This window comes from Gilliamella sp. ESL1225, from assembly GCF_058502635.1.
In genome coordinates this window covers 824,576-850,170 of record NZ_CP196358.1, presented here as the reverse complement: position 1 = coordinate 850,170, position 25,595 = coordinate 824,576, and the positions used below count along the sequence as shown (strand labels likewise).

The window sequence follows — 25,595 nt, the reverse complement described above, 5'->3', positions numbered from 1 at the left end:
AATAATATCTTTAGAAATAATTATCGATATTATTTAGGAATTAATAAAAAACAGCTATTTGAATATTATGCAAATCCTTTTAGACCAACTACATGAACATGCTCTTGATTATTCATCACTTTTCGAACTAATTTATACGTTGTGCCTTTTTCAGGACTAATATTTTCTGGTGCAGCAATAATTAATTGCATTGCTAGCTTTTCGCACAGTTCAAATAACGTCGCAATGGATTTAGCGTCTAAACGTGCAGCTTCATCTAAAAAGAGTAATCGACAAGGCATAATATCTTTATTACGTAAACGTTTGGATTCCTCTTCCCAGCTTTGTATTACCATTAATAATATAGACATACCTGTACCAATAGCTTCACCTGTTGATAATGCACCACTTTCAGCGCGTAACCAACCATCGGCACCGCGGTTAACTTCGATATCTAATTCTAAATAATTACGGTAATCAAGTAATTCTTCACCAATATTTTGCGCACTACGTTGACCCATATCAATATGCGGATTTAAACGTTGATACAATTTTGCCAAAGCTTCTGAAAATGTCATACGATTATTAGTAAACAAATCTTGGTGTTCACTTTTTTCATCGGCTAACGCCGCTAAAAGTGACGTATGTGCTTCACGGACATTCACGTTTAATCGGACTCCATTGACCTGTCCAAAACTAACCGCTTGTAATCCTTGATTTAACATACGAATACGATTTTGTTCTCGTTGGATAGTTTTGCGAATAATATTAGCCACACTTTTTGAACTAATAGCGAGCTGTTGCTCCCTTGAGGTAAGTTCTTCGGTTAAGCGAGATAATTCAATTTCCATTTGTTCGATGGCTTCAATCGGATCATCTGTTTTAACAATATCTTGGCGGATACGTTCGCGTAAATGTTGATAAACAGCAATATAAAATTGAATTTTCTTCTCCGGTCTTTTTGGATCTTCTGATTGTCTTAAAACATCACGTAAATGTTCGTTATCATTGACAGCTAAACGTAACGATCCTAACGCTTTATCGGACATAGAGCGTAATTCGTCAGCACCTAAATAAGCAAGTTCACGCCTATGTAAACGCCGTTCAACACCATTTTCTTTCACAAGTCGCAAGACTAAACACCAACCCATTTTAGCTTGCACAACTTGCCCACGTAATTGTTTATAGTCGCGTAAGGTTTGCACTAAACGTTTTTGCATTTGTGAAATATCATTTTCGAACATAATTAATTGCTTTTCGAGCGTTGAACAATGTTGGCGATTTTGATTAAGTTTGTGATTAAGCTCATCGCGATACAAGGTCGCACGTTCTTCATTCATTGCATCGGCTTTAATCCCGATTTGTTCTATTTCTTTGTAAACATCATTTAACACACCGCATTTAGTCTCATAGGCACTTTTAAGTGAGGCTAAAAGTTGATTACATTGATTATATTGATTTTGATATTGCTCCATTTGCTGGCGAACATCAGCACGTTGCCTTTCTGCAACTTCTAAACGTGCACGTAAGCTTTCGTTTAGATCACCGTCATTATTTGCCATAGCAATTGCATCATCATAAGTAAAATGTTGACGCCGCTGCATCACTTCTTTTAAAGCAAATACTTGTTTATTAATGGTTTGTTGTGAAGATTTTATCTGTTGATACTCTTTTAGCAAGGTTTCACTTTGCTGTGGGTCGCTTTGTAAAATCGGAATTTGTGGCTCTAATTCGTTAATAATATGCTTATTCTGATTGACATATTGTAAAGCAGCTTGTGCATTTAATAACTGTTCGCGCATATCATCAACACGATCAGCTAAATCTTCATCTGCTAATAAATGTATTTGCGAGATTAATTTATTAATTTGATTGAGTTGTTCTTTACAATTAGCAACTTGCTGTTGATGTTGTTTATCGATACTTTCCTGTGCTGTTAATTGGCGCTCTATTTCGATACGACGTTGCCCCAATTTTTGTGATTCTGCTTCAGGATCTATCTCAAAGGCAATGGCAAGATATTGACCAATAAATTGGCTTAAATTCTGCTGAATGCGTTGCAGTTTTTGTAAGTCAAACGATATAACAGCATATTTTTCAGCAAGTTCATCTCTTTCATGTATTAACTTATCTAAATGCTGCTCACGTGCTGCACGCCCAAATAAAGGTACGGTTGGGAAACTCGAAAAACGCCATTGTCTATCACCAGTTTTAACTAACACCGCCTTATTTAATTCTTCACAGTCAAATACACTGTCATCAAACGACGAAGGATCCCCTTCAATAAAGTAAATATCTTCTGGATAATCTTCTTCACTTTGCGTTAATGTTTCTAATTGCGCTTTAACTAACGCCAAATCTGGCACAACAATAGCTTGCCTTGACGGTCCGTATAAAGCAGAAAAATAAGGAGCATCATCAATCGTAACATCTTCATAGATCTCGGAAAGTAAGACCCCATTAAAGCGTTCAGCCAATAGTGATAAACGACCATCGTCGACACCGCTTGGTTGATTTAAACGTTCAATTTGGTTATCTAATTGATTACGTTTAAACAGAATTTGATCACGCTCTGCGCCAAGCATACGTTCTTGCTCTAGCAATTTTTGCATATGCAAAGTTAAAGATTGGCTATCAGTAAACTGTATTTGCGTTTGTTCCTGAATTTGTATTAATGCATCTTGCGCTTTTAACCATGTCGGCGCTTTTTGTCGATATTCATTAATTTTATTTTGTAAACTGTCAAATTCTTGCCTTAATGCAAAACGTTTTTCGCTTGATTGATTAGCCAATTCATCATTTTCATCAAGCTTTGTTTCCAGTTCGTGTTGTAATTCATCTAATTCATCATAAGATACAATGCGACCTAAACGCTTACAAAATTGCTGTAATAAACTTTCGGCTTCTTTTTGTTCAAAAAATCGGTGTTCGAGCTCCTCAAATTGTAGCTGTAATTGTTCATTTTGATCGGCGAGATAGCATTGGGACGCCCAATTGCGTAATACCTCTTTCGCCGTTTGCCATGCTTCGCTACGAGTTACATCTGCAACTAATTTAACGACTAACTCATAAGCACGATCAAATTGATTAACAGCCGCATCTGCAACACTAACTTTTTGTTCTAATAATAAGACTTGTTCGGTAATTTGTTGCTGTTTATGTGCGAAATTTGCATACGTTTGCTCAATATTTTCAAGTGTTAGCTCTGGCAATTCACATAATGATTTAGCTTCTGCTAATGCTTGTAAAGCTTGCTGATATTGAATAGCACGCGTTTGCGAAACACCTAATGCTTGTTGATAATCCGCTAATTGCGTTTTAATTTCATCAACTTCTTGCTCGCTTTCGCTGACTTTATCGCGATAAGTTTGATATAGTTCATTAGATTCAATGACAACTTCTTGCTGCTCTTCCAGTTTTAACTTTAATTCCTCAATATCAGCTTGATAACGATCAATTTTTTCTTGTTGGCGTAAAGCAGCTTGTACTAAATTAAGATGCGTATTTGCTGCTTGTAAATTGGTTTCTAAATCGTTTTGCGCAATTTTCTGTTCATTGATCTCGTTTTCCATTTCCATATGACGAGAAGTAATATCAATTTGTTGATTCTGTAACGTAAATAAATCGCGCCGTAAATTTAACATCGATTCAATATGCATACGTCTTTCATTAGCGTGGCGCATATAATCTGAGGCAACATAATCGGTTGATTCAGTGATTAAATGTTTAAACATATCGCGATCTGATTGCGTTACACGGATGGCTTCTAAGGTCATTCGGTTTTCACGTAATGCGGCTTCCATATCTTGAAAAGCTTTACGTACTCCGCTATTTTCCGGTAATAGGTAATCGCGTAAAGATCGCGTTATCGCACTTGAAATGCCCCCATAAAGAGAAGCTTCAATTAATCGATAATATTTACCGCGATCAGCAGAGGTTCGCAATCGTTTAGGTAATAAACCAAAATCAAACATGACTGAATGATAATCTGTTATCGAATTGAATTGTTTAAAAATAACGCTTTCTAATTGTTCAAGTTTATCTTTTAATTCGATAAGTGAAATAACTCTCGCTTGTCTATCGTTTACCCGCTCAGTAACAAGTTCAGTGGGTTGAATTTCGATCGGCAATCCTTGAATTAAAAATGGTTTAATATCAACTTTTTTATCACGCCCTGCGACTTGTTGGAGTCGTACGCCACATAAAATACGTTGATTGCGTGAATTAAGTACGTCTAACATAGAATAACAGACGCCTGGTTTTAATTTACCATGTAAACCTTTATCGCGTGAGCCGGACGTTGCGCCTGCTTCTGTTGTGTTACGAAAATGTAATAAGGTTAAATCAGGGATCAGTGCTGTGACAAATGCTGCCATCGTTGTTGATTTGCCCGCGCCATTACCACCAGAAAGAGTCGTCACTAATTCATCTAATTCAAACGTACGTGCAAAAAAACCGTTCCAGTTTATTAGCGTTAATGAGTGAAATTTACCGTGTCCAATCATCGTTATTCAAGCTCCTCATTAACTTCTTCATCATCTTGATTGTCTTTATTTAATTCATTATCGGAAAGATCAAGAGCCGTTTCAAGGCTAATGGCTTCACCATCACGGATTAACCGTAATTGCGCTTCTTTGGCATCATCACTATTACGAACATCAGCACCAAATCGAAAAATCGCCTCATTAATGCGAAAACGCGAACTATCATTGCCAACAATAAAGATAAGCATACCCAATTTTCGTAATCGATTTAAGCTTGTTTTTACTTTATCAAATAGTTTTTGCCTATCTAAATCTGAACCTGTTGAGCGTTGATTAATCAATTTTAATAATTTAGGTTCGTCAGCGAGCGAAACCAGCTCATCAAATAATTCTTGTACAGTAAATATACCTTCATGCGCCAAACGTTCAGGACTTAAATACAGATAACATAAGACTTTGCCAACAAGCATATCAAGTTCAGATAATACAGAACGTAAAATTAACGTCGTTGATCTTGGTCGTAAATAAAAAAACCCTTCCGGTGCTCGGATTAATTCCACATTATAACGCTGGTAAAATTGTTCAAGCTCAGGTTGAAAATCCATCAAAAACGCATGATTATCAAGCTCATCCATGCCAATATGTCGTCCTGATCTTAATTGGCTATCTAATTCAGGAAATCGTGGATTTGCGATTGCTTTTGCAAGTTTTACCGGCATATATTTATCAAGTGAATCTTGCGATATTTGGGTAATTTTTTCGATCACTTCATCGATTTGCTGTGCAGTTTGTTCTGCATCAAAATTTTCAGTATGTATTGATGACATGTGCTTGTACCTTAGCTCCATAATCGTTAATTGTTTGCCATTTAACTGGTATGCCATTTAAATCATCTTGTGCAATACCTAAGCGAATCGCTTGATCGATAAATAATCGAGCAATATCAAAATGTTGTTCGCGAGGAAACTGTATTAAATACTGCTTTAATGACTGACCAATATCAAGCGCTTGCCTATTTTGTTTAAAAACTGCTAAATTTTGTTCAATATGCTCTATGATATGGCTTTGTAGCTCTTCTATCATTTCAAACTCTAATTCGGACGGTAATTCTCCTGTTACATCCGCTTCTTTTAAAGTTAACTCTTCGTCACGTAGATCCATTAAGCGCTGGGCATTAGCATGATAAAGCGCCCACGGAGCTTCAAAATAATGTTGGATAGATTTACGCAATCGCTGCGAAAACACGCGATTTTTATCAAGATCAATCGCAGTACGGATAAATTTATGTACATGTCTATCATAACCAATCCATAAATCAATGGCTTGTTGTCCCCAACCAATTATCCTATCAAGCTTACCTTGTAAGTCGATGACAATATTATTGATTTTATCTAATTCGGGATTATTTAAAGTGGCATCTTGAATTAATAATAAACTTGCCTGTAATTTATCGCCTGCAGCAGCAAGTGTATCTTGTAGCTCACGTAAGGTGGACGATGTTTCCGTTAATAAATGCTCACAGCTACTAATTGCTGATTGCCAATCTTGGCTAAGAAGAGCCGAAATATTTTCTTTGACCTGTGCTTGCTGCTCATCCATCACACGTTGTGTTATATCAATACTGTCAAAAATTTCTGCAACTGAATATTTAAGTGGTGCAAACACGTTACGATGCCAATGTAACTCATCACCGCCTTCTAATGCAGCATCAGCCGAACGTTTTAATTCTTGAGCAACAATGGATAATTGTAAAGAAAGGCGCAAAGTCGAGAATTCACGTTGACGAATATAATAGTCTGTAATACCGATCCCTAAAGGCGTTAAACGATAAATTGCATGACCATCAGTCAATTCACTATTAAATCGGGTAATAAAATGTTGGCGAACTAAATCATTAATAGCATTATTAGCCCTAACAATGATAGTATCTTGACTTTGTTCAAAAATCTGTGAGACATGACGAAATGCATCAACGAGTTCAGACTCTATCATCTCGCCATCAAATCTTTCTCCATTTAAGGCGGCGATGGCAAGTAAAAAAGCTAAACGTTCATTTGGCAATGTAATCGAAAAATCATTCTTTTTTGCCCAAGAGACCAATTCTGGCACTGATTGGGAAAAATCAATCATAAAGATTCCTTCTTTAAAGGATTAATAGGATAACTTAACATTAATAAACAATATTGTTATATCAGTTTGATAATAGATTTATATTATTTAAATCGAAAAAATCGCTATGTAGAACATGATTTTAGGGAAAGTGTTTATATTTTAAACCATCAAATTAGCAAACTAAATACGCGTCAGTATATAACAATTTGCTAAAAATTTGTAATGGAATTATTGCTAGCATTTTTGCTTTAGGCACAAAAATGCTAGCAATAATTTATAATTAATCGTTACGACATATTGTCGTACTTTGTGGCTCACTTGGATCGATATAACCAAAAATACCATAACCATCAACACGAGATAAAACTATATTATTTTTTTAGATTAATCAATCAAGTAAAAATATAGCTCGTCAGTGATCTAATTTATTTATAATTTAAACCTAAGATCGCTTATTTTCGTCCTTTCTTACTTTATATCTAGTAATCAAATAATTAAAAAATAATATGAGTTCGCCGAACAAGCCTAAAAAATACAGTTTAAGTACTATCGTTACAAGTAATTTATGCTAAAATCAAAGTGCTTTTAGATATTTTTTATTTATTAATTTAAGGATGTGAAACAATGCATATAGGTATTCCTAAAGAAAGCATGCCTCACGAGGCTAGAGTAGCGGCAACGCCTCATACTGTACAGCAATTACTAAAAATTGGATTTTCAGTATCAGTCGAAAAAGGTGCAGGTCAAGCCGCTTTTTTTGAAGATAAGTCTTATCAAGATGCCGGTGCGCTAATCGAAAATAAAGCAGATGTTTGGCAAAAAGATATTATTTTAAAATTACATGCCCCAACAGATGATGAAATTGAGCTAATGAAACAAGGCTCTACCTTAATTAGTTATATTTATCCCGCCCAACATCAACCATTGTTAGAAAAACTTGCCGCAAAAAATATTACTGTAATGGCGATGGATTGTGTTCCTCGTATTTCCAGAGCGCAATCACTAGATGCTTTAAGTTCAATGTCAAATATCGCGGGTTACCGTTCAGTAATTGAAGCAGCCAATCAATTTGGTCGTTTTTTTACAGGTCAAATTACCGCTGCGGGTAAAGTGCCACCGGCTAAAATTTTAATTATTGGTGCGGGCGTTGCTGGGCTTGCTGCCATCGGTGCAGCAGTTAGTATGGGCGCTATTGTGCGTGCTTTTGATACTCGACCTGAAGTTGCTGAGCAAATTAATAGCATGGGCGCTGATTTTTTACCACTTGATTTTAAAGAAGAAGCCGGCTCAGGCGATGGTTATGCTAAACAAATGTCTGACGCATTTATTAAAGCAGAAATGGCATTATTTGCAGAGCAGGCAAAAGAAGTCGATATTATCATTACAACTGCACTCATTCCGGGGAAACCTGCACCAAAACTAATCACCAAAGAAATGGTTGAATCGATGAAACCTGGTAGCGTGATTGTTGATTTAGCTGCGCAAAATGGCGGAAACTGTGAATTAACCAAACCTGGTGAAGTTTACGAAACAGATAATAGCGTTAAAGTGGTCGGTTATACTGATTTAGCTAATCGTATGCCAACACAAGCATCACAGCTTTACAGTACTAATATTCTTAATTTATTAAAATTGTTAGATAAAGAAAAAAACGGACAATTAGATATTAATTTTGACGACGTTGTGATTCGTGGTGTAACAGTTGTAAAAGATCAAAAAATCACCTGGCCTGCGCCGCCAATTCAAGTATCTGCTCAACCAGTTAAAGCAAAAACAGCACCTATTGCTAAGCCAGAACCTAAACCAATGGATCCTATTAAAAAATTCGGTTTATTAGCTATAGCGATTATTGCTTTTTTTATGATGGCAAATGTTGTTCCAAGAGACTTCTTATCCCATTTTATGGTGTTTGCATTATCTTGTGTTGTCGGTTATTACGTGGTGTGGAACGTTTCCCATTCTCTTCATACGCCGTTAATGGCGGTAACTAATGCAATTTCAGGCATTATTTTAGTTGGTGCAATCTTACAAATGACTTCAACTTCAACTTTAATGTTAATTATTGCATTTTTCGCAATCTGTATTGCAAGTATCAATATTTTTGGTGGTTTTTTTGTCACTCACAGAATGTTGAAAATGTTTCAACGTGGCAAATAAAGGGGAAATAACATAATGTTAAGTCAAGGAATTTTACAAGCAGCTTATATTATTGCTGCCCTACTTTTTATTTTTAGTCTAAGCGGACTTGCAAAACAAGAAAGCGCTAAAACCGGTAATATTTACGGTATTATTGGTATGACAATTGCTATTTTAGCAACCATCGCAAGTTTAACATCAGGTATTTACTGGGTAATTATTGCCTTAGTAATTGGTGCAGTGATTGGTATTTATTTAGCTCAAAAAGTCGAAATGACACAAATGCCTGAATTAATCGCATTACTACATAGTTTTGTTGGTTTAGCTGCTGTTCTTGTTGGTTTTAATAGTTTCTTTAATATGAATTCAGAAGAATTTTTAAAACACGTTTTAAAACTTAGTCAAAAAGAATCTTCACTGAGTATTATCAATATTCATCTGATTGAGATTTTTATCGGCATATTTATCGGCGCGGTAACTTTTGCAGGTTCAATAGTCGCATTTGGAAAATTAAATGGGCGTATTAGCGCAAAAGCTTTAACTATTCCTTTTAAACACTATTGGAATTTGGCGGCAATCATTGTTTCGATTATTTTAATGATTATTTTTGTGATGGTCATTGATAATGGAATTGAAAGTTTCTTTAAAAGTTTATTCCTTTCTTGGGGAAATGATACCAACAGCTCAAATGGCTATTTTAAAATAATTGCGTTAGTTTGTTTATTCCTAATGACAATTATTGCGCTTGCTTTTGGCTTCCATTTGGTTGCCTCAATTGGCGGTGCTGATATGCCCGTTGTCATATCTATGCTTAATTCCTATTCAGGGTGGGCGGCTTCTGCTACAGGCTTTATTTTAGATAATGATTTATTAATTGTAACAGGTGCCCTTGTTGGTTCATCGGGTGCAATTTTGTCCTACATCATGTGTAAAGCAATGAATCGTTCTTTTATTAATGTGATTGCTGGCGGTTTTGGTACAACCTCAAGCTCATCATCTAAAGGTGATGAAGAGCTAGGTGAATATCATGAAATGCAACCGGCTGAAGTTGCGCAAATTTTAAAAGATGCACGTTCAGTTATTATTGTTCCTGGTTATGGCATGGCAGTGGCTCAAGCACAAACAGCGGTAAGTAATATTGTTCAAAAATTACGTGCTTTAGGCATTGAAGTAAGATTTGCGATTCACCCAGTTGCTGGGCGTTTACCGGGTCATATGAATGTTTTATTAGCTGAAGCTAAAGTGCCATACGATATCGTGTTAGAAATGGATGAAATCAATCAAGATTTCCCTGAAACAGATGTGGTTTGGGTAATTGGTGCTAATGATACTGTCAACCCTGCCGCAGCAGAAGATCCGAATAGTCCTATTGCAGGGATGCCTGTTCTTGAAGTTTGGAAAGCAAAAAATGTGGTTATTTCTAAACGTTCAATGAATACCGGTTATGCTGGTGTGCAAAATCCTCTCTTTTTTAAAGAAAATAGCTTTATGTTATTTGGGGATGCAAAAGATAGTGTAGAAAAAGTATTACAAAATCTTTAATCTGTCTTTAAACAATCGTTTTTAAATTTTACCTACAAAATGTAAACGTAAAATATAAAATGCAAAAAAAGCAGCGATTAAATAAAATCGCTGCTTTTTTATTGAATCGAGCTTTTAATCGCTGTTTATTATTGACTTATCTGTCGACAAATTTATTTATCAACATTGCTTAAAATAAGCTAACAATTTCAGTAAAAAATAATTATCAATCCATATTCTTATCTTTTTTAATTTGATTTTGAGTATGTAGATAATAAGCCCCTTTTGAAACCATTCGGAGTTGAAATATAAGATCATCAATTAAGGTTTGTCTTTTGGCAATATCTAAATCAATGGCCTCAGCGCCAGCATTAAAAGCGATCATAACCATAGCACGCGCTTGAGCTTGATTATATTCATGTGGAAAATTATTAGTGTTATCAAGATAATCAACTAACTCAATGATAAAATGTTGAATTTCTCGATCAATTGCGGAGCGAAAAGCGGCAGAGGTTCCCGCTTTTTCACGTAATAATAATAGAAATATTTTAGGATTTTTATCAATAAACTCAATAAAGGTGATCACCGAGGTTTGTAAAACACTGCCACCTTTTTCGATCCGTTTTCGAGCTTGGCGTAATAATTGACGTAGAGTTAAACCACTTTCATCAACCATGGCTAATCCTAACTCATCCATATCCCGAAAATGTCGATAAAATGATGTCGGGGCAATACCTGCTTCTCGAGAGACTTCACGTAAGCTCAAACTCGCAAAACCTTGTTCAGCATTTAATTGATTAAATGCTGCATCAATCAGATTACGCCTTGTTTTTTCTTTTTGTTTTGCTCGAATACCGCAAATTTTACTATTTTTCATTATGGTCAATGATATTTACCACTTACAATCTATAACAATTTTTAACACTTTAGCGTTCACTATTTTTTATTAATAATTCTTTTTGTGCCAAAACTGTCGGCATATGATCTCGAATGGTTTTAGACATCGTTTCATATCGCGCTCTTAGAGGTGAACCCGGTCTATAAATAAGAACAATATTACGCGTTGGATCTGGCTCAATGCATGGAATATAACAAATATTATCGCGAATACGTTCGTTAGGTGCTGCTAATTGTGGGAATAGAGTAATACCTCGCCCTGCAGATATCATACTTCGTAATGTTTCAAGGCTTGTTGCTATAAATTGTTTATCTTCTTCAATACCCGCTTGAAAGCAATAACCCATCGCATGTTCCCGTAGACAATGACCATCTTCGAGCATTAAAAATTTTTGTCCTTTTAAGTTAGATAACTTAACCGAATTTTGTTTTGATAAAGGATCTGACGTCGGTACCGCGAGCAACATTGACTCTTTAAACAAGGGTAATTCAATAAATTGAGACGATTCTTTAACTTGCGCAACAATAGCACAATCTAATTTGCCACTTTCTAAAAGTGTAATAATTTGCGAAGTTTGCGCTTCATGTAAATAGAGTTCTAACTTAGGGAAAGCTTCTTGTAATAAAACAATAATGTGTGGTAGTAAATAAGGGGCAATCGTTGGAATAAGACCAACATGCATTGGACCTGACATCTCTTCACCTTGCCTACTTGCCATCTCTTTAAGAATTTGAATATTACGCAAGATTTCTTTTGCTTGTTCAACTAGCATCATACCTGTTTGTGTAAATAAGACCTTACGACTTGTACGTTCTAATAACATAACACCAAGTTCATCTTCGAGCTTTCTTATTTGACCACTTAATGTAGGCTGACTTACATTACAAGCATCAGCCGCTTTACGAAAATGACGAAATTCAGCTAATGAAACAAAATATTCTAGATCACGAATATTCATAATATCCCCAAATAAGTGATTAATTAATTTAAGTCGTTAGCCGTTATCAAGAAAAAGGAAACAAAGAAAATCAGTAAGCAAAAAAACACTTTATAATAATCCATAAATTTAGCGTATAAATTTTTTAGACTATAAACTCTAGCAATAGAGGATGTAAAAACACCATCAATGTAAAATGAATATTGCCGAATATTTCCTGAAATATTCGGTTAATTTACCGAATATAATAATTTTTTTATAACGAGCCTTAAAAAATCTTCCATAATAATCTTCTATTTTGATAATTATGTAACAAAAAATCAAATAGAATATTTGTTAATTTTTTAAGTTTTTCTAATTAACTTTATAAGTAAGGCTTAACCGTTAAAAAAATAATGTAAATTGAAAGCAGAAGTATACCATAGCATGTTAATGCCAATTACGTTATACTTTCTGACGTTAATATTCATTTACAAAAGACAAATGACACGGTAGTTAGGTTATAATGACCTATAATTTTTATTAGTAATACGCGTTATAAATTCAATAAAATTTAGAGGTGCACTATTTTTAAGCAAGTTTCTCATTTTTATCGCAAGATCTTTGGTTCTGAAAAAAGAAAAGAATCAAATTATCACTCTATATCTCGCAGCCAACATAAAATATCTCGACAAGATATCAGTGAAAATGCGTTAAAAGTATTATATCGTTTAAACAATCAGGGTTATGAAGCTTATCTTGTCGGTGGCGGCATTCGAGATTTAATCCTCGGCAAAAAACCAAAAGATTTTGACATTACGACGAATGCAACGCCCGAACAAATTCAAAAGATTTTTCGTAATTGTCGATTAGTAGGACGCCGTTTTCGACTTGCGCATATTATTTATGGTAAAGAAATTATTGAAGTCGCTACATTTCGAGGCGAGCATGATTCGTCTGCCGAGCAAAATAATATCTCTAAACGTTCCCAATTTGGTATGTTATTACGAGATAATGTGTATGGGACAATTGAACAAGACGCAATGCGTCGCGATTTTACGATGAATGCCATTTATTATAATGTTAAAGATTTTACATTAAGAGATTATTGCAATGGTTTAGAAGATTTGCAAAACGGCATTATCCGATTAATTGGCGATCCAGAGGTTCGCTATCGAGAAGATCCTGTTCGCATGTTACGTGCAATTCGTTTTGCTGCTAAATTAAATAAAAGCATAGAAGAAAACACGGCAAAACCTATCGCTCGATTAGCATATTTATTAAAAAATATTCCTGCAGCTAGATTGTATGATGAATCCATTAAACTATTACAAAGCGGGCATGGAACAGAAACCTATTTTTTATTAAGAAAATATCACCTTTTTGAACAGTTATTCCCAACTGTTGCAAATTATATTTCAAATAGTTCACACAATTATTTGGAAACTATCATTAAACACGCCCTTAAAAATACCGATTATAGAATTGCCAATAAACAGCGCGTCAATCCCGCTTTTTTATTTGCTGCTTTTTTATGGTATCCAATTATTGAGTTAACACAATCGATTTGTAATGAAAGTGGTTTACCTTTTTACGATGCATTTTCAATGGCAATCAATGATGTTTTAAAAGAACAATGCCATGTTCTTGCCATTCCTCGTCGTTTTACAACGACAATGGGCGATATTTGGCGTTTACAGTTACGGATGAAAAAACGAGAAGGGAAACGAGCTTTTGCTATTTTAGATCATCCTAAATTTCGTGCTGCCTATGATTTATTAGAAATGCGATCTTCAATTGAAAAAGGGGATTTAATTGAATTGACAAAATGGTGGTATGAATTTCAACTCGCATCAGTTGAAAAACGAGCCAATATGGTAAAGCAATTACCGAAATCTTATAAACGTAAAGGTAAACGATAATTTTAGGTCGCACTTTTTTAAATAATCGCTATAATGCAGAAATTAAAATAATCAGACACTTTGTTGATAATAGATGAAAAAATTTAATCCTACATTTGTTGCACTAGCCGTTACCTTTACCTTATATAGTTCAACTAGTTATGCTGTTAGCCGATTACCAAATTATTATACAAATCAACAATGTGTAGTTGATATTCCCATGTTTGATCGCCCTGTCGTTACAACTGACATTCACGCTTTACCTATTGATACTGAAGCAAATCAATTTGAAGCTGTCTATCCAAATACTGCGATTTATCAAGGTGATGTTTCGATTGAACAAGGTAATCGCAGTGTGCAAGCTGAAAAAGCAACTATTGATAGCCATGATAAAAATAATCGTATCGTTAAATTAGACGGGCCTTTTACCTACAAAGATAACTTGATCAAAATCAAAGGTAACGATGCTTTAATGAATTTAAATACAAACAATGTCGATTCAGGACAAAGTCAATATCATTTAATGAATAGATTAGGGCGTGGTAATGCGGCTAAAGTTTCATTAAACGACAATCGTTATGTAATATTAAAGAGCGGTAGTTTTACTTCTTGCCCTGTTAATGATAGCAGTTGGAATATTGAAGGTACGACAATCATTCATGATAATCAAGAGCAATTACTTGAAGTTTGGAATGCCGTTTTTAAAATAGCAAAAATTCCTGTTTTTTATTCACCTTATTTACAATTTCCAACGGGTAATAAAAGACGTTCAGGTTTATTAATTCCTTCTTTTAATTATGATAGTAAAGATGGGCTAGATATTTCATTACCTTTTTATTGGAATATTGCCCCTGATTATGACGCAACAATTACACCGCATATGATTGAAAAACGGGGTTTACAATTGCAAAATGAATTCCGTTATTTAAACACATTAGGTTTAGGAACTATCGCTTTTGATTGGTTGCAACATGATAAAAAATATGATGACGATAATAAAAAATTAAATGATACTAATTCTGATAATAATCGACATAGATGGTTATTTCATTGGAAAAATGACGGTTTAATCAATGAATATTGGCGATTTAATACAAATTATAGTCGTGTAAGTGATAATCAATATTTATCGGATCTAAGCTCTAAGTATGTATCTGAAACTGATGGATATTTAAATCAATTTTATACATTGACTTTTAATAATGAAAATTGGGATATCAATTTAGGATATAAACATTTTCAATCATTTTATCGCGAAATCCGTAATAATTTATATCAAACAGAACCACAATTAAATATTAATTATTATGATTATAATTTTGGTCCGTTTAAATTTAAAACCTTTGCTCAGATATCCCGCTTTGTAACTAATGGAAAGCAAAAACCTGAAACCTGGCGTTACCACATTGAGCCAAATTTAACGTATAACTTATTTAATTCGTGGTACACAATAAGTAGCCAAGTCAGTTTATTAGCAACACACTATAATCAAGACTTGCCTAACAAACATGAACAATTTAGCTATCTTGATCGTAATGTCAGCCGTTATATTCCTAAATTTAGTATAGATGGTAAAATTATTTTAGAACGTGATATAAGTTTATTTGAAAATTACACACAAACATTAGAGCCTCGCATAAAATATTTATATATGCCAAGTCGTAATCAATCCTCTATTTTAAATTATGATTCGACATTATTACAATCAGATTATATCGGATTATTTAGAGATCAACCTTATAGCGGACTTGATCGTATTGCTTCAGCCAATAAAATCGCAACAGGCGTAACCTCTCGTTTATATGATAATAATAAAGTTGAACGTTTTAATTTTTCGGTCGGACAAATTACTTATTTTACCGAGTCTAAAACCGGTGATATTAATTCTAGCTTAGACAAAAATCGTGATACAGGTAGTATTACATGGTCTGCAGATAGCTATTGGCGCCCACTTAATGATTTTATTTTTAGAAGTGGTATTCAATATGATAGACGAATTGAAAATGTCTCGTTAGCTAATGCAATAGTTGAATATCGTCCAAATATTGATAAACTTATACAGCTTTCTTACCGTTATGCAAATAAAAGATATATCGATGCTATTGGCGCATCAACTGATATGCGTTATAAACAAAATATATCCCAAATAGGTGTTATGTCGTCTTGGCCTTTAACCGAAACCATTAGCACAGTAGGCTCTTATTATTATGATATCAAATTAAACCAAACCGCTGATAGTTTTGTCGGTTTACATTATAGTGATTGTTGTTGGGCTGTTACAGCAGAATATGGTCGAAAAATTACCGGTTGGGAAGCCACTCAGTTTGCTCAAAATATTAGATATAATAGTAAATATGAAAATAAATTCTCACTCAATTTTGAACTACAGGGGCTTGGACGTCCTAATGACCCAACAGCTAAAATGTTAAATTTTGGTAAATTACCTTATATAACAAGCTTTGAATAAGTGTATAACGCTATGATATGTGAACTTATATTTATGGAACTAATCCATAAATGTAAAGTCGAATAATTATCTAGTCATGTATATAAATAAGTTGAGTTGATATGAAATTCTTAAAATTATTTGTTTCACTAAATTTAAGCATCTGCCTTACATTTACTGCCGTTAATGCAAAAGCAGCACCCCAAGTCATTGAGAAGGTTGCCGCAATTGTAAATAATAACGTTATTTTAGAGAGTGATGTTAATGAAATGCTCAAATCCATCAAATCCAGTAATGTTTCTGACAGTCTTCCCGATGATAAAACCCTACGCCATCAAATTATTGAACGATTAATAATTGAAAATTTAATTTTACAAAAAGCAGCAAAAGCAAAAATTACGGTTGGAGACGACGAAGTGACTGAAGCTATTGCAAATATCGCCGATGAAAATAGGATGGATATTCATGAATTACGTAGTAAATTATCACTAATGAATATTAGTTATGCCTCTTATCGTGACCGTATTCATAATGATATGTTAATTGAACGTACTCGGATGGATCAAGTCCGTCCTCGAATTGTTATTACAGATAAAGAAGTCGACAATCTATCTAACCTCATTGCTCAACAACCGACCAATAATATTGATGTTAATATAAGTCATATCTTAATCGCTGTTCCCGAAAATGCCAATCAGCAACAAATCAACAGTGCGGCTAATAAAGCTAACGATATTTTTAATCGTGCACAAAAAGGTGAAAATTTTGCTAAACTGGCAACCACTTACTCTAATGATGATTATGCCTTAAAAGGTGGAAAAATGGGATGGCACAAATTAAATGAATTACCTTCTATATTTGAAGAACGTTTAATTCGCGCACCAAAAAATAGCATTATTGGTCCACTACGTTCTGGTGTAGGTTTTCATATTTTAAAAGTTGATGATTTACGTAGTGAAGCGCCAAAAATTATAACTACACAAGAAGTTGATGCTCGTCATATCCTTATCAAAACGAATGTGCTCATTACAGATGACCAAGCAAAACAAAAATTGAATGAAATTCGCAAATCAATAGTAAATGGCTCATTAACTTTTGAAGCCGCAGCCAAATCTTTTTCAGAAGATCCTGGCTCTGCCGACAATGGCGGTAACTTAGGCTGGAATAATCCAGATCGTTACGATCCCGATTTCCGTAAAGGTTTAATCAGTCTCAAAAAAGGTGAAATTAGTCAACCTATCAAATCGGCATTTGGTTGGCATTTAATTCAGCTTATTGATAGCCGCAAAGTAGACAAAACAACAACAGCAAAAAAAGAACAAGCTTACCGATTGATCTTTAATCGTAAATTTGCTGAAGAAGCGCAAGTTTGGGTTCAAGAATTAAAAGGTGATGCATATATTAAAATTATAGGCGACGATTCTAATGAATAATCGAGTACATCAAGGACATTTTGCCCGTAAACGTTTTGGGCAAAATTTTTTACAGGATGATTATATTATTGAAAGTATTATTGCAGGTATCGCCCCTAAGCCCGATCAGGCTTTAGTCGAAATTGGTCCTGGTTTAGCAGCATTAACTTTGCCTGTGAGCAAGTTAGTTAATCATTTAACAGTGATTGAGATAGATCGTGATCTTGTACAAAGATTACAAGAAAATCCATTATTTAATAATAAATTATCCATTATTGAACAAGATGCCTTAACTGTCGATTTTGCAAACTTAGCAGAGCAATTAGGTAAACCATTACGCATATTTGGTAATTTACCCTATAATATTTCAACACCCATCATGTTCCATCTATTTGAATTTACAAATGCTATCACTGATATGCATTTCATGTTACAAAAAGAAGTTGTGACCCGTTTAGTTGCAGCACCTAATTGTAAAGCTTATGGACGGTTAAGTGTAATGACACAATACTACTGTCAAATTGTGCCAATTTTAGAAGTCCCGCCAACTTCATTTAAACCGGCTCCTAAAGTTGATTCTGCCGTTGTCAAATTAATCCCTTATCAACAAAAACCCTATCAAGTTAATGACATTCGTATTTTATCACGCATCACGACTGAAGCATTTAATCAAAGGCGTAAAACTATTCGTAACAGCCTTAATAACATGTTTAGTGAACAACAATTAATTGATATAGGTATTGATCCAAATTTACGTGCCGAAAATTTATCGGTAGCGCAATATTGTACTTTAGCTAATGCATGGAAGTAACACATGGAATTTTAACTTATGGCAAATTTATTGGTTGGTGATGTACATGGTTGTTATGATGAATTGATGCGACTCCTTGAAAAAGCACAATTTTCTTCAACCGATACTTTATGGTTAACAGGCGATCTTGTTGCAAGGGGACCTAAATCGCTTGAGGTATTAAGATTTGTAAAAAAACATGCCAACCAAATAAGATTAGTCCTAGGCAATCATGATTTGCATCTTTTATCTGTCTATGCTGGTATTACAGGATCTTCAAAAAAAGACCACATCCAAACGATATTACAAGCTGCTGATTCTGATGAACTAATAAATTGGCTTCGAACACAGCCACTTTTACAAATAGATGATAATCTTAAATTAATCATGACCCATGCAGGTGTTACGCCGCAATGGGATTTAAAGACACTCATACAATGCAATTTTGAATTAACTTCTGTTTTAAATAATGATGTATATCCTTTCTTTTTAGATCAAATGTATGGCAATTTCCCCGATAATTGGTCAGAGGATTTGCAAGGCATGGATCGTTTACGTTTTATAGCCAATGCTTTTACGCGGATGCGATATTGTTATAACGATGGTCGATTGGATTTTTATTGTAAAGAATCGCCGCAAGAAGCCTCTACAAAATTAAAGCCTTGGTTTGATTTACCTAGTCAAATACCTGCCGATTATACAATTGCTTTTGGTCATTGGGCGGCCTTAATGGGTAAAGGAACTCCCAGTCATGTTATCGCTCTCGATACGGGCTGTTGTTGGGGCGGGAAATTAACAGCTCTACGTTTTGAAGATAAACAGTTTTTTAAAAAAAGAAACATTGAAGCTAAATTAAAGAAATCTATAAAAGGATAAAATGGTATGAGGGGATTTTCCTATTTAAAACCTATTTTTAAAACAATTAATATTATTAGAATAATCATTTTAAATTTATTCTTTTTTCTGTTCCTTTTTTTGTTCTATATTTTAATACGTGAATGGATTAACTCACAATCTGAAGAATTTATTCTTCCGAATACGGCCCTTGTATTAGATATTCAGGGAGTCATTGTTGATAATACTTTGTTTAACGATGAGATCTATTATCTACAAAATAAAATTTACGGAAAAAATATAGACGAAACTCGCGAAAACAGCCTCTTTGAGATTAGTCAAAAAATTGCCCAAGCAACTGATGATCCCAATATTGAAAGCATCATTCTCAAACTTGATCATTTTGCAGGCTCTGATTTAAGTTCATTAGCTTACTTAGGTAAATATTTAACACGATTTAAACAGGCTAATAAACTTATTTATGCGATTGGCTCCAATTACACACAAAGCCAATATTATTTAGCGAGTTTTGCAGATCAGATTTACCTTACGCCATTAGGGTCAGTCAATGTATATGGATTAACTGCTAATAATTTGTATTACAAAACTTTGCTTGATAATTTAAAAGTAAATACCCATATCTTTCGTGTAGGTACTTATAAATCTGCTGTCGAACCCTTTACGCGTGATAATATGTCACAAGAAGCTCGCGAAAACACAGAACGCTGGCTATCTAGTCTATGGAAAAATTATCTCAATGATCTTGCCATGAATCGTAAACAAGCTGCAAATGATCTTGTACCAACTCCATCTTTAATGTTAGCACAATTAAAAGAATTAAATGGAAGTATGGCTCAATATGCGTTAACTAATGGCTTAGTCGATGATCTCTATTCTTATGCCGATTTTGATTTAGATCTCAAACAAGAAAATCAAATAAGTATTTATGATTATAAATTGCACAACGATCTAAACTCTCTGTCATTCGTTAATGAAAATAAATCTATATCTGTTCAACAGCAACAAGAAAAAGGCACCATTGCCGTTGTTTTTGTCAATGGTACAATTAGTAATGGCTCGAATAGCCAGCAAATTGCAGGTAGTGATGATATCGTTAATCAATTACGTACCATCCGCGAAAACGCCGATATAAAAGCGATTGTTTTAAGGGTTAATAGTCCAGGTGGTGGTGTTGATGCTGCGGAGGCCATTCGTGAAGAACTAATTGCATTACATGAAAGGAAAATACCTATAGTTGTTTCAATGGGCAGTATGGCTGCATCAGGTGGCTATTGGATTTCAACAGCTGCTGATTATATCATTGCCTCACCAAATACAATTACAGGTTCAATTGGTATTTTTGGTATGTTCTCTACATTTGAAAAATCATTATCTCATATTGGTATCCATAATGATGGAGTTTCAACTTCACCGTTAGCGAATGGCAATATTTATCAAGACTTACCGCCAGAAATGCGCGATTTAATTCAATTAAATATTGAAAATGGCTATCAAAATTTTATTTCGCTCGTTGCCAGCTCTCGTAACATGTCCAAAGTTAAGGTCGATGAGATTGGACAAGGGCAAGTCTGGTTAGGAGAAGAAGCTTTCAAATATGGGCTCATAGATGAGTTGGGTGATTTTGATGATGCCATGCTTAAAGCTGCATCTTTAGCAAATCTTAGTCAATTTACTATCGATTGGCAAAAACCGGAAGTCTCTTTGTTTAATGCCTTAACATTTAATATAGTCGCAAAATTACCACAATCAACGGCCAGCGTTATTTTTGAAAATTTAACAGAAGTAAAACAATTAAAACAACATATTAATTTGATGACAAAATTTAATGACCCTCAAAATCGTTATATTTATTGTTTAAATTGTGCAGATGTTTTTTAGGATTATTATCTCCTTTCAAATGGCAATTGATATAGAATTAAATAAAAAATCCGTTAGTACAAAATCACTAACGGATTTTTTATAATATGTAAAATTATTACAATTAACGAAATATCTATTTTTTAAATTTTTAACTTACCATTATTTTTGACTATAAAAATAGCGCATATCATCAAGCACATGACTTAAATATTTATAATCGGGTGTCCCTTTTATATCTCGATAAGCATTATTCTTCAATTTACCCAAACCATAACGATCAACAATATAAATATTGTCTTTTGTTTTTACAGCATAAGAACTATAGTTTGAAAATAATAACCAATTTCTATCTTCCATTGAACTATAAAGATCAATGCCGGTAGAATAATCACGAGTATTATTTTTTACATTCAGATAATGTTTCATTAAGGTCGGAACAACATCTTCATGACTAGTTAGGTTTGCACTATTACGTGCTAAAAGTTCTTTATCTTTCGACCCAATAATAATAAAAGGGACTTTAGTTTGAGCATCGGTATAAGCACTATTATGACCCCAATAGTTCAATTTATTATCGTTGATTTCTTGCCCATGATCGCCCGTAATAATTATCAGTGTATTACTTAAATCACCCGTTACAGTAAGATGATCATAAATTTGTTGCATTAAATAATCATCATAATAAACACTTTGCTTATAACGATTTAAAATTGGCAAAGGATCGGTATCATTATTTAATGTTAGATACTGCATATCTTTCGCTATTGGTTTATATTTCACCGGAAAATCTTTAGGGAAATCATAACCATGAGGTGCATCATAGAATAGAAATGAAAAAGTCGGTTTACTTTTATCTCGTGCTTGATACCAATTAATCCAATCTTTTGTTAATTGTTTATCTCGATCTGAAACAGTTTTACCCTCAGTAGTAATACGAATATTTTTAATCGTCACAAAAGCATTACGATCAAATTCAGGGGAGGAAATTTTTGCCGAGGTAAAAAGACCAATATTATAGTTTTGTTTTTGTAATGTTGTCACAAATACTGACGGTATGCTTTGCCTTAAAAAAGCATCCCAATAAGTGCCCGGTATTCCATAAAATAAACCGAATATACCGGTACGCGTTGCATTACCTGTCGAATAATGATTGGTAAAAATTACACCATTATTTTGCTGCACAAATTGATAAGTATTTGGCATGTTATCAGCATTAAAACTATCGTAACGCAATGAATCTAATACCAAAAATAAGATATTAGGTTGCTGTTGTTGTTCAGGATTAACAATTAATGGTTGCTTCGGGTAATTAATGTTTGACTTAATATCACTTGTATAAGCAACTATTTTCCGTTCGCCATCTTTATCAAAAAAGCCCATTATTTTCTTCGAGGTTAATGGATAATATAAAGGAATATATTCTTTAATAGTCATAATCGGCGCATAAGCGTAATAAAATGCTACCATATGGATGATTTGGCTAACGAGTAAACATAAAAATAATATTAATGTTGTAAAACGAACTAATCGATTTTTTTTAGCTGGCCCGCCGTCAAAAATATTATTTGTTTTCTTCCGTTTACGAGCAATAAGACTTAAGAAAAACAATATACACGTTTCAAAAATGACGATAGCTAAAATAATTGCCGCCATTAATTGATAAGTTTGTGCTGAAAAATCAACAATTTGCCCAGAAAAAACAAATGATATAATAGAGGGATTGATATGGAATCGATATTGAGAAAATGTAATAGTATCAACAAGGATAAGAATTTGAATGGCACTAAATAATAAAACTAAAATAATGTTATAAAATGATTTATTAATCCATAGAAATAATGCGCAAACAATAAAAAGGATAAAATAAAGTAAAAAGAAATGCCCAAGTACAGCAATAATAGCAAATCCTATGCCTTCATCAGTAAATGTCTCACCAGCAATATTAAAATAACGAATCGCGATAAGTGTTGAGATTAAAATATTAATTAATACATATTGATAAAGTTTTTTCATTAGTTTCCTTCATACTCTTTGTTTTATATCCTTAAAAACAAAAAACCATTAAGTTTTATGAGTGCAATCTTAGATATGCTTAACTTCTAAGAAAAATTGAAAAAGGACTCGTATTCGAGTCCTTATTTCGTCATCGTCTTTTATCGACGATCACCGAGAATTCTCAATAACATAATAAATAAATTAATGAAATCTAGATATAACGTTAATGCCCCTAAGATAACAAAACGGCGAAAAACATTGCTATCTTCATGAGATAATTGTTCACCTAATGCTTTGAGTTTTTGCGTATCATAAGCAGTTAATCCAGCAAAAATAAACACTCCAATATAAGTAATCGCCCACATCATTGGTTCACTTTGTAAGAAGATATTTACGATAGAAGCAATGACAATACCAATTAAGCCCATAAATAAAAATCGACCCATTGCAGATAAATCACGTTTAGTCGTATAACCATAAAAAGCTAATGCGGCAAACATAGCAGAAGTGATAAAAAAGACGCTAATGATTGAAGATTCTGTATAAACAATAAAAATTGATGTTAATGTTAAACCACTTAATACGGAATAAACCATAAACAAGGTCGTTGCAAGACTTCCCGATAAGCGATTAATCATACCTGAAAGAACAAAAACTAATGCTAATTCAGCAATAATAAGTACCCAAGAAAACGCAGTTAATCCGTTATAATCATTATATAATAAATTTATTATCGCTGTATTAGTAGATGCATACCAGCCAACTAATCCTGTTAGTAAAAGACCAACTGTCATCCATCCATAAACGTGACTCATAAAAACTTGTACTTGAGCATTTGTCTGTTCAAGTAATGAGCCATTTTGTGAATATTTATCCATTTATAACCTCTCGTTAGAAAAATTGATATATCTTAAACATTATATACTTTTTATTTTTAAATGTGTAATTTTATAGCAAAAATTAGAAAATTAAAAATCCAAACGTTAAAGGCAAGGAAAGTATGTTAAGTATTCCCATTTTATTTGCTGATTACTGCCATTTCGATAAACACTGCGCATCACTATTTTTTGCCTCTACCCAATATTCACCCTCTGCAGTAATTTCTTTTTTCCAAAACGGTGCTTTGTTCTTTAACATATCCATAATAAATTCGGCACTTAAAAAAGCCGCTTGACGATGAGCACTACTAACGCCAACAAAAACAATAGCTTCATTGCTATGAATAAGCCCAATACGATGAATAATAGCAATATGATTTAATGCCCATCTTTGCCTAGCTTCATTAACGATTTCGTTTAATGATTTTTGCGTCATTGCGGCATAATCTTCTAAATATAAGGATTGAATATTATTTTCTATCGATCTAACTTTACCTGTAAAGGTAACAACTGCACCATCTTGCGCATCATTAGTTAACCATTCCATTAATTTTGCAGTATCAAATGGGTTGGTGCTCACTTCAATTTTAGTCATTTTATTACCCGCCTGTCACAGGAGGGAAAAAAGCAATTTCATCATCATCTTGAATAAGATATTCTTTATTGACGAATTGCTGATTAACAGCACATAGTACAGTTTTTTCTTGCAATACTAGCGACCATTTATCGCCTTGCTTCGCTAATTGGTTTAACAGCTGTTCAATGGTCAGATTTGCAGCATTTAGCGTTAATTCAGAAACACCGACTAATTCTCTTATTTGCGCAAAAAATAAAACATTATTCATCTTTGTTACTTAAGATCCTGTTCTTCTTTAATATTAATATCAACATTAAAATCACCTGATTTACCGCCTGTTTTAGTTAGTAAACGCACATTTGAAATTATCATATCTTTTTGTACCGCTTTACACATATCATATATTGTTAAAGCTGCGACTGAGCAAGCTGTTAACGCTTCCATCTCAACGCCTGTTTGCCCATTTAAACGGCAAAATGCATTAATACGAACTCCACACTGCTTAAAATCAGGTTCAATATTAATTTCGATCTTAGTCAACATTAAAGGATGGCATAAGGGAATTAATTCCCAAGTTTTTTTTGCTGCTTGTATACCCGCAATTCGTGCTGTCGCAAAAACATCACCTTTATGATGTTTTCCTTCAACAATTCGATTTAATGTTTCAAGATTCATTGAAATAAACGATTCAGCACTTGCTTCACGTGTAGTAACAGGTTTATTTGACACATCAACCATATGGGCATCACCCTTTTGATTAATATGCGTAAAGGTATTTGACATAACGTTGATACGCCTTTTAGTTGTATATGAATAAAATTAATTTTCGACAAGA

The 25,595-nt window shown here is 33.8% G+C and carries 18 protein-coding genes; 8 read left to right on the top strand and 10 right to left on the bottom strand.

Annotated elements, in window-relative coordinates; translation table 11 throughout:
* Nucleotides 1–65: 65 nt before the first annotated feature.
* From mukB to mukF, 3 genes are all read right to left on the bottom strand, one after another.
* Nucleotides 66–4,484, bottom strand: a complete 4,419-nt coding sequence (gene mukB / locus ACSYSW_RS03735; RefSeq protein WP_491704633.1) for a chromosome partition protein MukB — start codon at nucleotides 4,482–4,484, stop codon at nucleotides 66–68.
* Between the two features lie 2 nt (nucleotides 4,485–4,486).
* Nucleotides 4,487–5,209, bottom strand: coding sequence for a chromosome partition protein MukE (gene mukE, locus ACSYSW_RS03730; protein WP_491706101.1), 723 nt, complete (start codon nucleotides 5,207–5,209; stop codon nucleotides 4,487–4,489).
* Nucleotides 5,210–5,270: 61 nt separating this feature from the next.
* A complete protein-coding gene (mukF, locus tag ACSYSW_RS03725) occupies nucleotides 5,271–6,593 on the bottom strand; it encodes a chromosome partition protein MukF (protein ID WP_491704634.1) in 1,323 nt (440 codons plus the stop codon).
* 606 nt (nucleotides 6,594–7,199) lie between these two features.
* On the opposite strand from mukF, the gene ACSYSW_RS03720 reads away from it, so the two are divergent.
* On the top strand, nucleotides 7,200–8,732 hold the full coding sequence (locus ACSYSW_RS03720) for a Re/Si-specific NAD(P)(+) transhydrogenase subunit alpha (RefSeq protein WP_491704635.1): 1,533 nt from the start codon (nucleotides 7,200–7,202) through the stop codon (nucleotides 8,730–8,732).
* Nucleotides 8,733–8,747: 15 nt separating this feature from the next.
* Nucleotides 8,748–10,253 (top strand): NAD(P)(+) transhydrogenase (Re/Si-specific) subunit beta, encoded by a 1,506-nt coding sequence (locus ACSYSW_RS03715; RefSeq protein WP_491704636.1) that lies wholly within the window; start codon nucleotides 8,748–8,750, stop codon nucleotides 10,251–10,253.
* A 205-nt stretch (nucleotides 10,254–10,458) separates the two neighbouring features.
* Here the strand turns inward: ACSYSW_RS03715 and fabR are convergent, their stop codons facing one another.
* Together fabR and oxyR are read right to left on the bottom strand one after the other, a co-directional pair.
* Nucleotides 10,459–11,109 (bottom strand): HTH-type transcriptional repressor FabR, encoded by a 651-nt coding sequence (gene fabR / locus ACSYSW_RS03710; RefSeq protein ID WP_491704637.1) that lies wholly within the window; start codon nucleotides 11,107–11,109, stop codon nucleotides 10,459–10,461.
* Nucleotides 11,110–11,158: 49 nt separating this feature from the next.
* Nucleotides 11,159–12,088, bottom strand: a complete 930-nt coding sequence (oxyR, locus tag ACSYSW_RS03705; RefSeq protein WP_491704638.1) for a DNA-binding transcriptional regulator OxyR — start codon at nucleotides 12,086–12,088, stop codon at nucleotides 11,159–11,161.
* Nucleotides 12,089–12,633: 545 nt separating this feature from the next.
* Here oxyR and pcnB point away from each other — a divergent pair.
* The 6 genes from pcnB to sppA all read left to right on the top strand — a co-directional run bounded on the left by pcnB (nucleotide 12,634) and on the right by sppA (nucleotide 21,328).
* Complete coding sequence (gene pcnB / locus ACSYSW_RS03700) at nucleotides 12,634–13,968, top strand: polynucleotide adenylyltransferase PcnB (RefSeq protein WP_491706102.1); 1,335 nt, start codon at nucleotides 12,634–12,636, stop codon at nucleotides 13,966–13,968.
* A gap of 73 nt (nucleotides 13,969–14,041) precedes the next feature.
* Nucleotides 14,042–16,414, top strand: a complete 2,373-nt coding sequence (gene lptD / locus ACSYSW_RS03695) for an LPS assembly protein LptD (RefSeq protein ID WP_491704639.1) — start codon at nucleotides 14,042–14,044, stop codon at nucleotides 16,412–16,414.
* 101 nt (nucleotides 16,415–16,515) lie between these two features.
* Entirely contained in the window at nucleotides 16,516–17,826 is a 1,311-nt protein-coding gene (gene surA, locus ACSYSW_RS03690) for a peptidylprolyl isomerase SurA (RefSeq protein WP_491704640.1), read from the top strand.
* A complete protein-coding gene (gene rsmA, locus ACSYSW_RS03685; RefSeq protein ID WP_491704641.1) occupies nucleotides 17,819–18,616 on the top strand; it encodes a 16S rRNA (adenine(1518)-N(6)/adenine(1519)-N(6))-dimethyltransferase RsmA in 798 nt (265 codons plus the stop codon). The genes surA and rsmA overlap by 8 nt, the downstream gene beginning before the upstream one ends.
* Before the next feature lie 18 nt (nucleotides 18,617–18,634).
* The gene (gene apaH, locus ACSYSW_RS03680) at nucleotides 18,635–19,471 is read left to right on the top strand and encodes a bis(5'-nucleosyl)-tetraphosphatase (symmetrical) ApaH (protein ID WP_491704642.1); all 837 of its coding nucleotides are present in this window, start codon (nucleotides 18,635–18,637) and stop codon (nucleotides 19,469–19,471) included.
* Between the two features lie 99 nt (nucleotides 19,472–19,570).
* Nucleotides 19,571–21,328: a signal peptide peptidase SppA gene (gene sppA / locus ACSYSW_RS03675; protein WP_491706299.1), complete on the top strand. Its 1,758-nt coding sequence runs from the start codon at nucleotides 19,571–19,573 to the stop codon at nucleotides 21,326–21,328.
* 141 nt (nucleotides 21,329–21,469) lie between these two features.
* Here the strand turns inward: sppA and ACSYSW_RS03670 are convergent, their stop codons facing one another.
* The 5 genes from ACSYSW_RS03670 to moaC all read right to left on the bottom strand — a co-directional run bounded on the left by ACSYSW_RS03670 (nucleotide 21,470) and on the right by moaC (nucleotide 25,543).
* On the bottom strand, nucleotides 21,470–23,323 hold the full coding sequence (locus ACSYSW_RS03670) for a DUF3413 domain-containing protein (protein WP_491706298.1): 1,854 nt from the start codon (nucleotides 23,321–23,323) through the stop codon (nucleotides 21,470–21,472).
* Between the two features lie 140 nt (nucleotides 23,324–23,463).
* Complete coding sequence (locus ACSYSW_RS03665; RefSeq protein WP_491704645.1) at nucleotides 23,464–24,183, bottom strand: Bax inhibitor-1/YccA family protein; 720 nt, start codon at nucleotides 24,181–24,183, stop codon at nucleotides 23,464–23,466.
* A gap of 151 nt (nucleotides 24,184–24,334) precedes the next feature.
* Nucleotides 24,335–24,778 carry a molybdopterin synthase catalytic subunit MoaE gene (moaE, locus tag ACSYSW_RS03660; RefSeq protein ID WP_491704646.1) on the bottom strand — a complete coding sequence of 148 codons (444 nt, stop codon included), beginning with the start codon at nucleotides 24,776–24,778 and terminating at the stop codon, nucleotides 24,335–24,337.
* Between the two features lie 4 nt (nucleotides 24,779–24,782).
* Nucleotides 24,783–25,028 carry a molybdopterin synthase sulfur carrier subunit gene (moaD, locus tag ACSYSW_RS03655; protein ID WP_491704647.1) on the bottom strand — a complete coding sequence of 82 codons (246 nt, stop codon included), beginning with the start codon at nucleotides 25,026–25,028 and terminating at the stop codon, nucleotides 24,783–24,785.
* Between the two features lie 5 nt (nucleotides 25,029–25,033).
* Nucleotides 25,034–25,543: a cyclic pyranopterin monophosphate synthase MoaC gene (gene moaC / locus ACSYSW_RS03650; RefSeq protein WP_491704648.1), complete on the bottom strand. Its 510-nt coding sequence runs from the start codon at nucleotides 25,541–25,543 to the stop codon at nucleotides 25,034–25,036.
* Nucleotides 25,544–25,595: the final 52 nt, after the last annotated feature.

Bases quoted from the DNA above. Each gene is read 5' to 3' on its own strand.
- mukB (WP_491704633.1), bottom strand. From the start codon at position 4,484: ATGATTGGACACGGTAAATTTCACTCATTAACGCTAATAAACTGGAAC.
- mukF (WP_491704634.1), bottom strand. From the start codon at position 6,593: ATGATTGATTTTTCCCAATCAGTGCCAGAATTGGTCTCTTGGGCAAAA.
- ACSYSW_RS03720 (WP_491704635.1), top strand. From the start codon at position 7,200: ATGCATATAGGTATTCCTAAAGAAAGCATGCCTCACGAGGCTAGAGTA.
- ACSYSW_RS03715 (WP_491704636.1), top strand. From the start codon at position 8,748: ATGTTAAGTCAAGGAATTTTACAAGCAGCTTATATTATTGCTGCCCTA.
- fabR (WP_491704637.1), bottom strand. From the start codon at position 11,109: ATGAAAAATAGTAAAATTTGCGGTATTCGAGCAAAACAAAAAGAAAAA.
- oxyR (WP_491704638.1), bottom strand. From the start codon at position 12,088: ATGAATATTCGTGATCTAGAATATTTTGTTTCATTAGCTGAATTTCGT.
- lptD (WP_491704639.1), top strand. From the start codon at position 14,042: ATGAAAAAATTTAATCCTACATTTGTTGCACTAGCCGTTACCTTTACC.
- surA (WP_491704640.1), top strand. From the start codon at position 16,516: ATGAAATTCTTAAAATTATTTGTTTCACTAAATTTAAGCATCTGCCTT.
- rsmA (WP_491704641.1), top strand. From the start codon at position 17,819: ATGAATAATCGAGTACATCAAGGACATTTTGCCCGTAAACGTTTTGGG.
- apaH (WP_491704642.1), top strand. From the start codon at position 18,635: ATGGCAAATTTATTGGTTGGTGATGTACATGGTTGTTATGATGAATTG.
- ACSYSW_RS03670 (WP_491706298.1), bottom strand. From the start codon at position 23,323: ATGAAAAAACTTTATCAATATGTATTAATTAATATTTTAATCTCAACA.
- ACSYSW_RS03665 (WP_491704645.1), bottom strand. From the start codon at position 24,183: ATGGATAAATATTCACAAAATGGCTCATTACTTGAACAGACAAATGCT.
- moaE (WP_491704646.1), bottom strand. From the start codon at position 24,778: ATGACTAAAATTGAAGTGAGCACCAACCCATTTGATACTGCAAAATTA.
- moaD (WP_491704647.1), bottom strand. From the start codon at position 25,028: ATGAATAATGTTTTATTTTTTGCGCAAATAAGAGAATTAGTCGGTGTT.
- moaC (WP_491704648.1), bottom strand. From the start codon at position 25,543: ATGTCAAATACCTTTACGCATATTAATCAAAAGGGTGATGCCCATATG.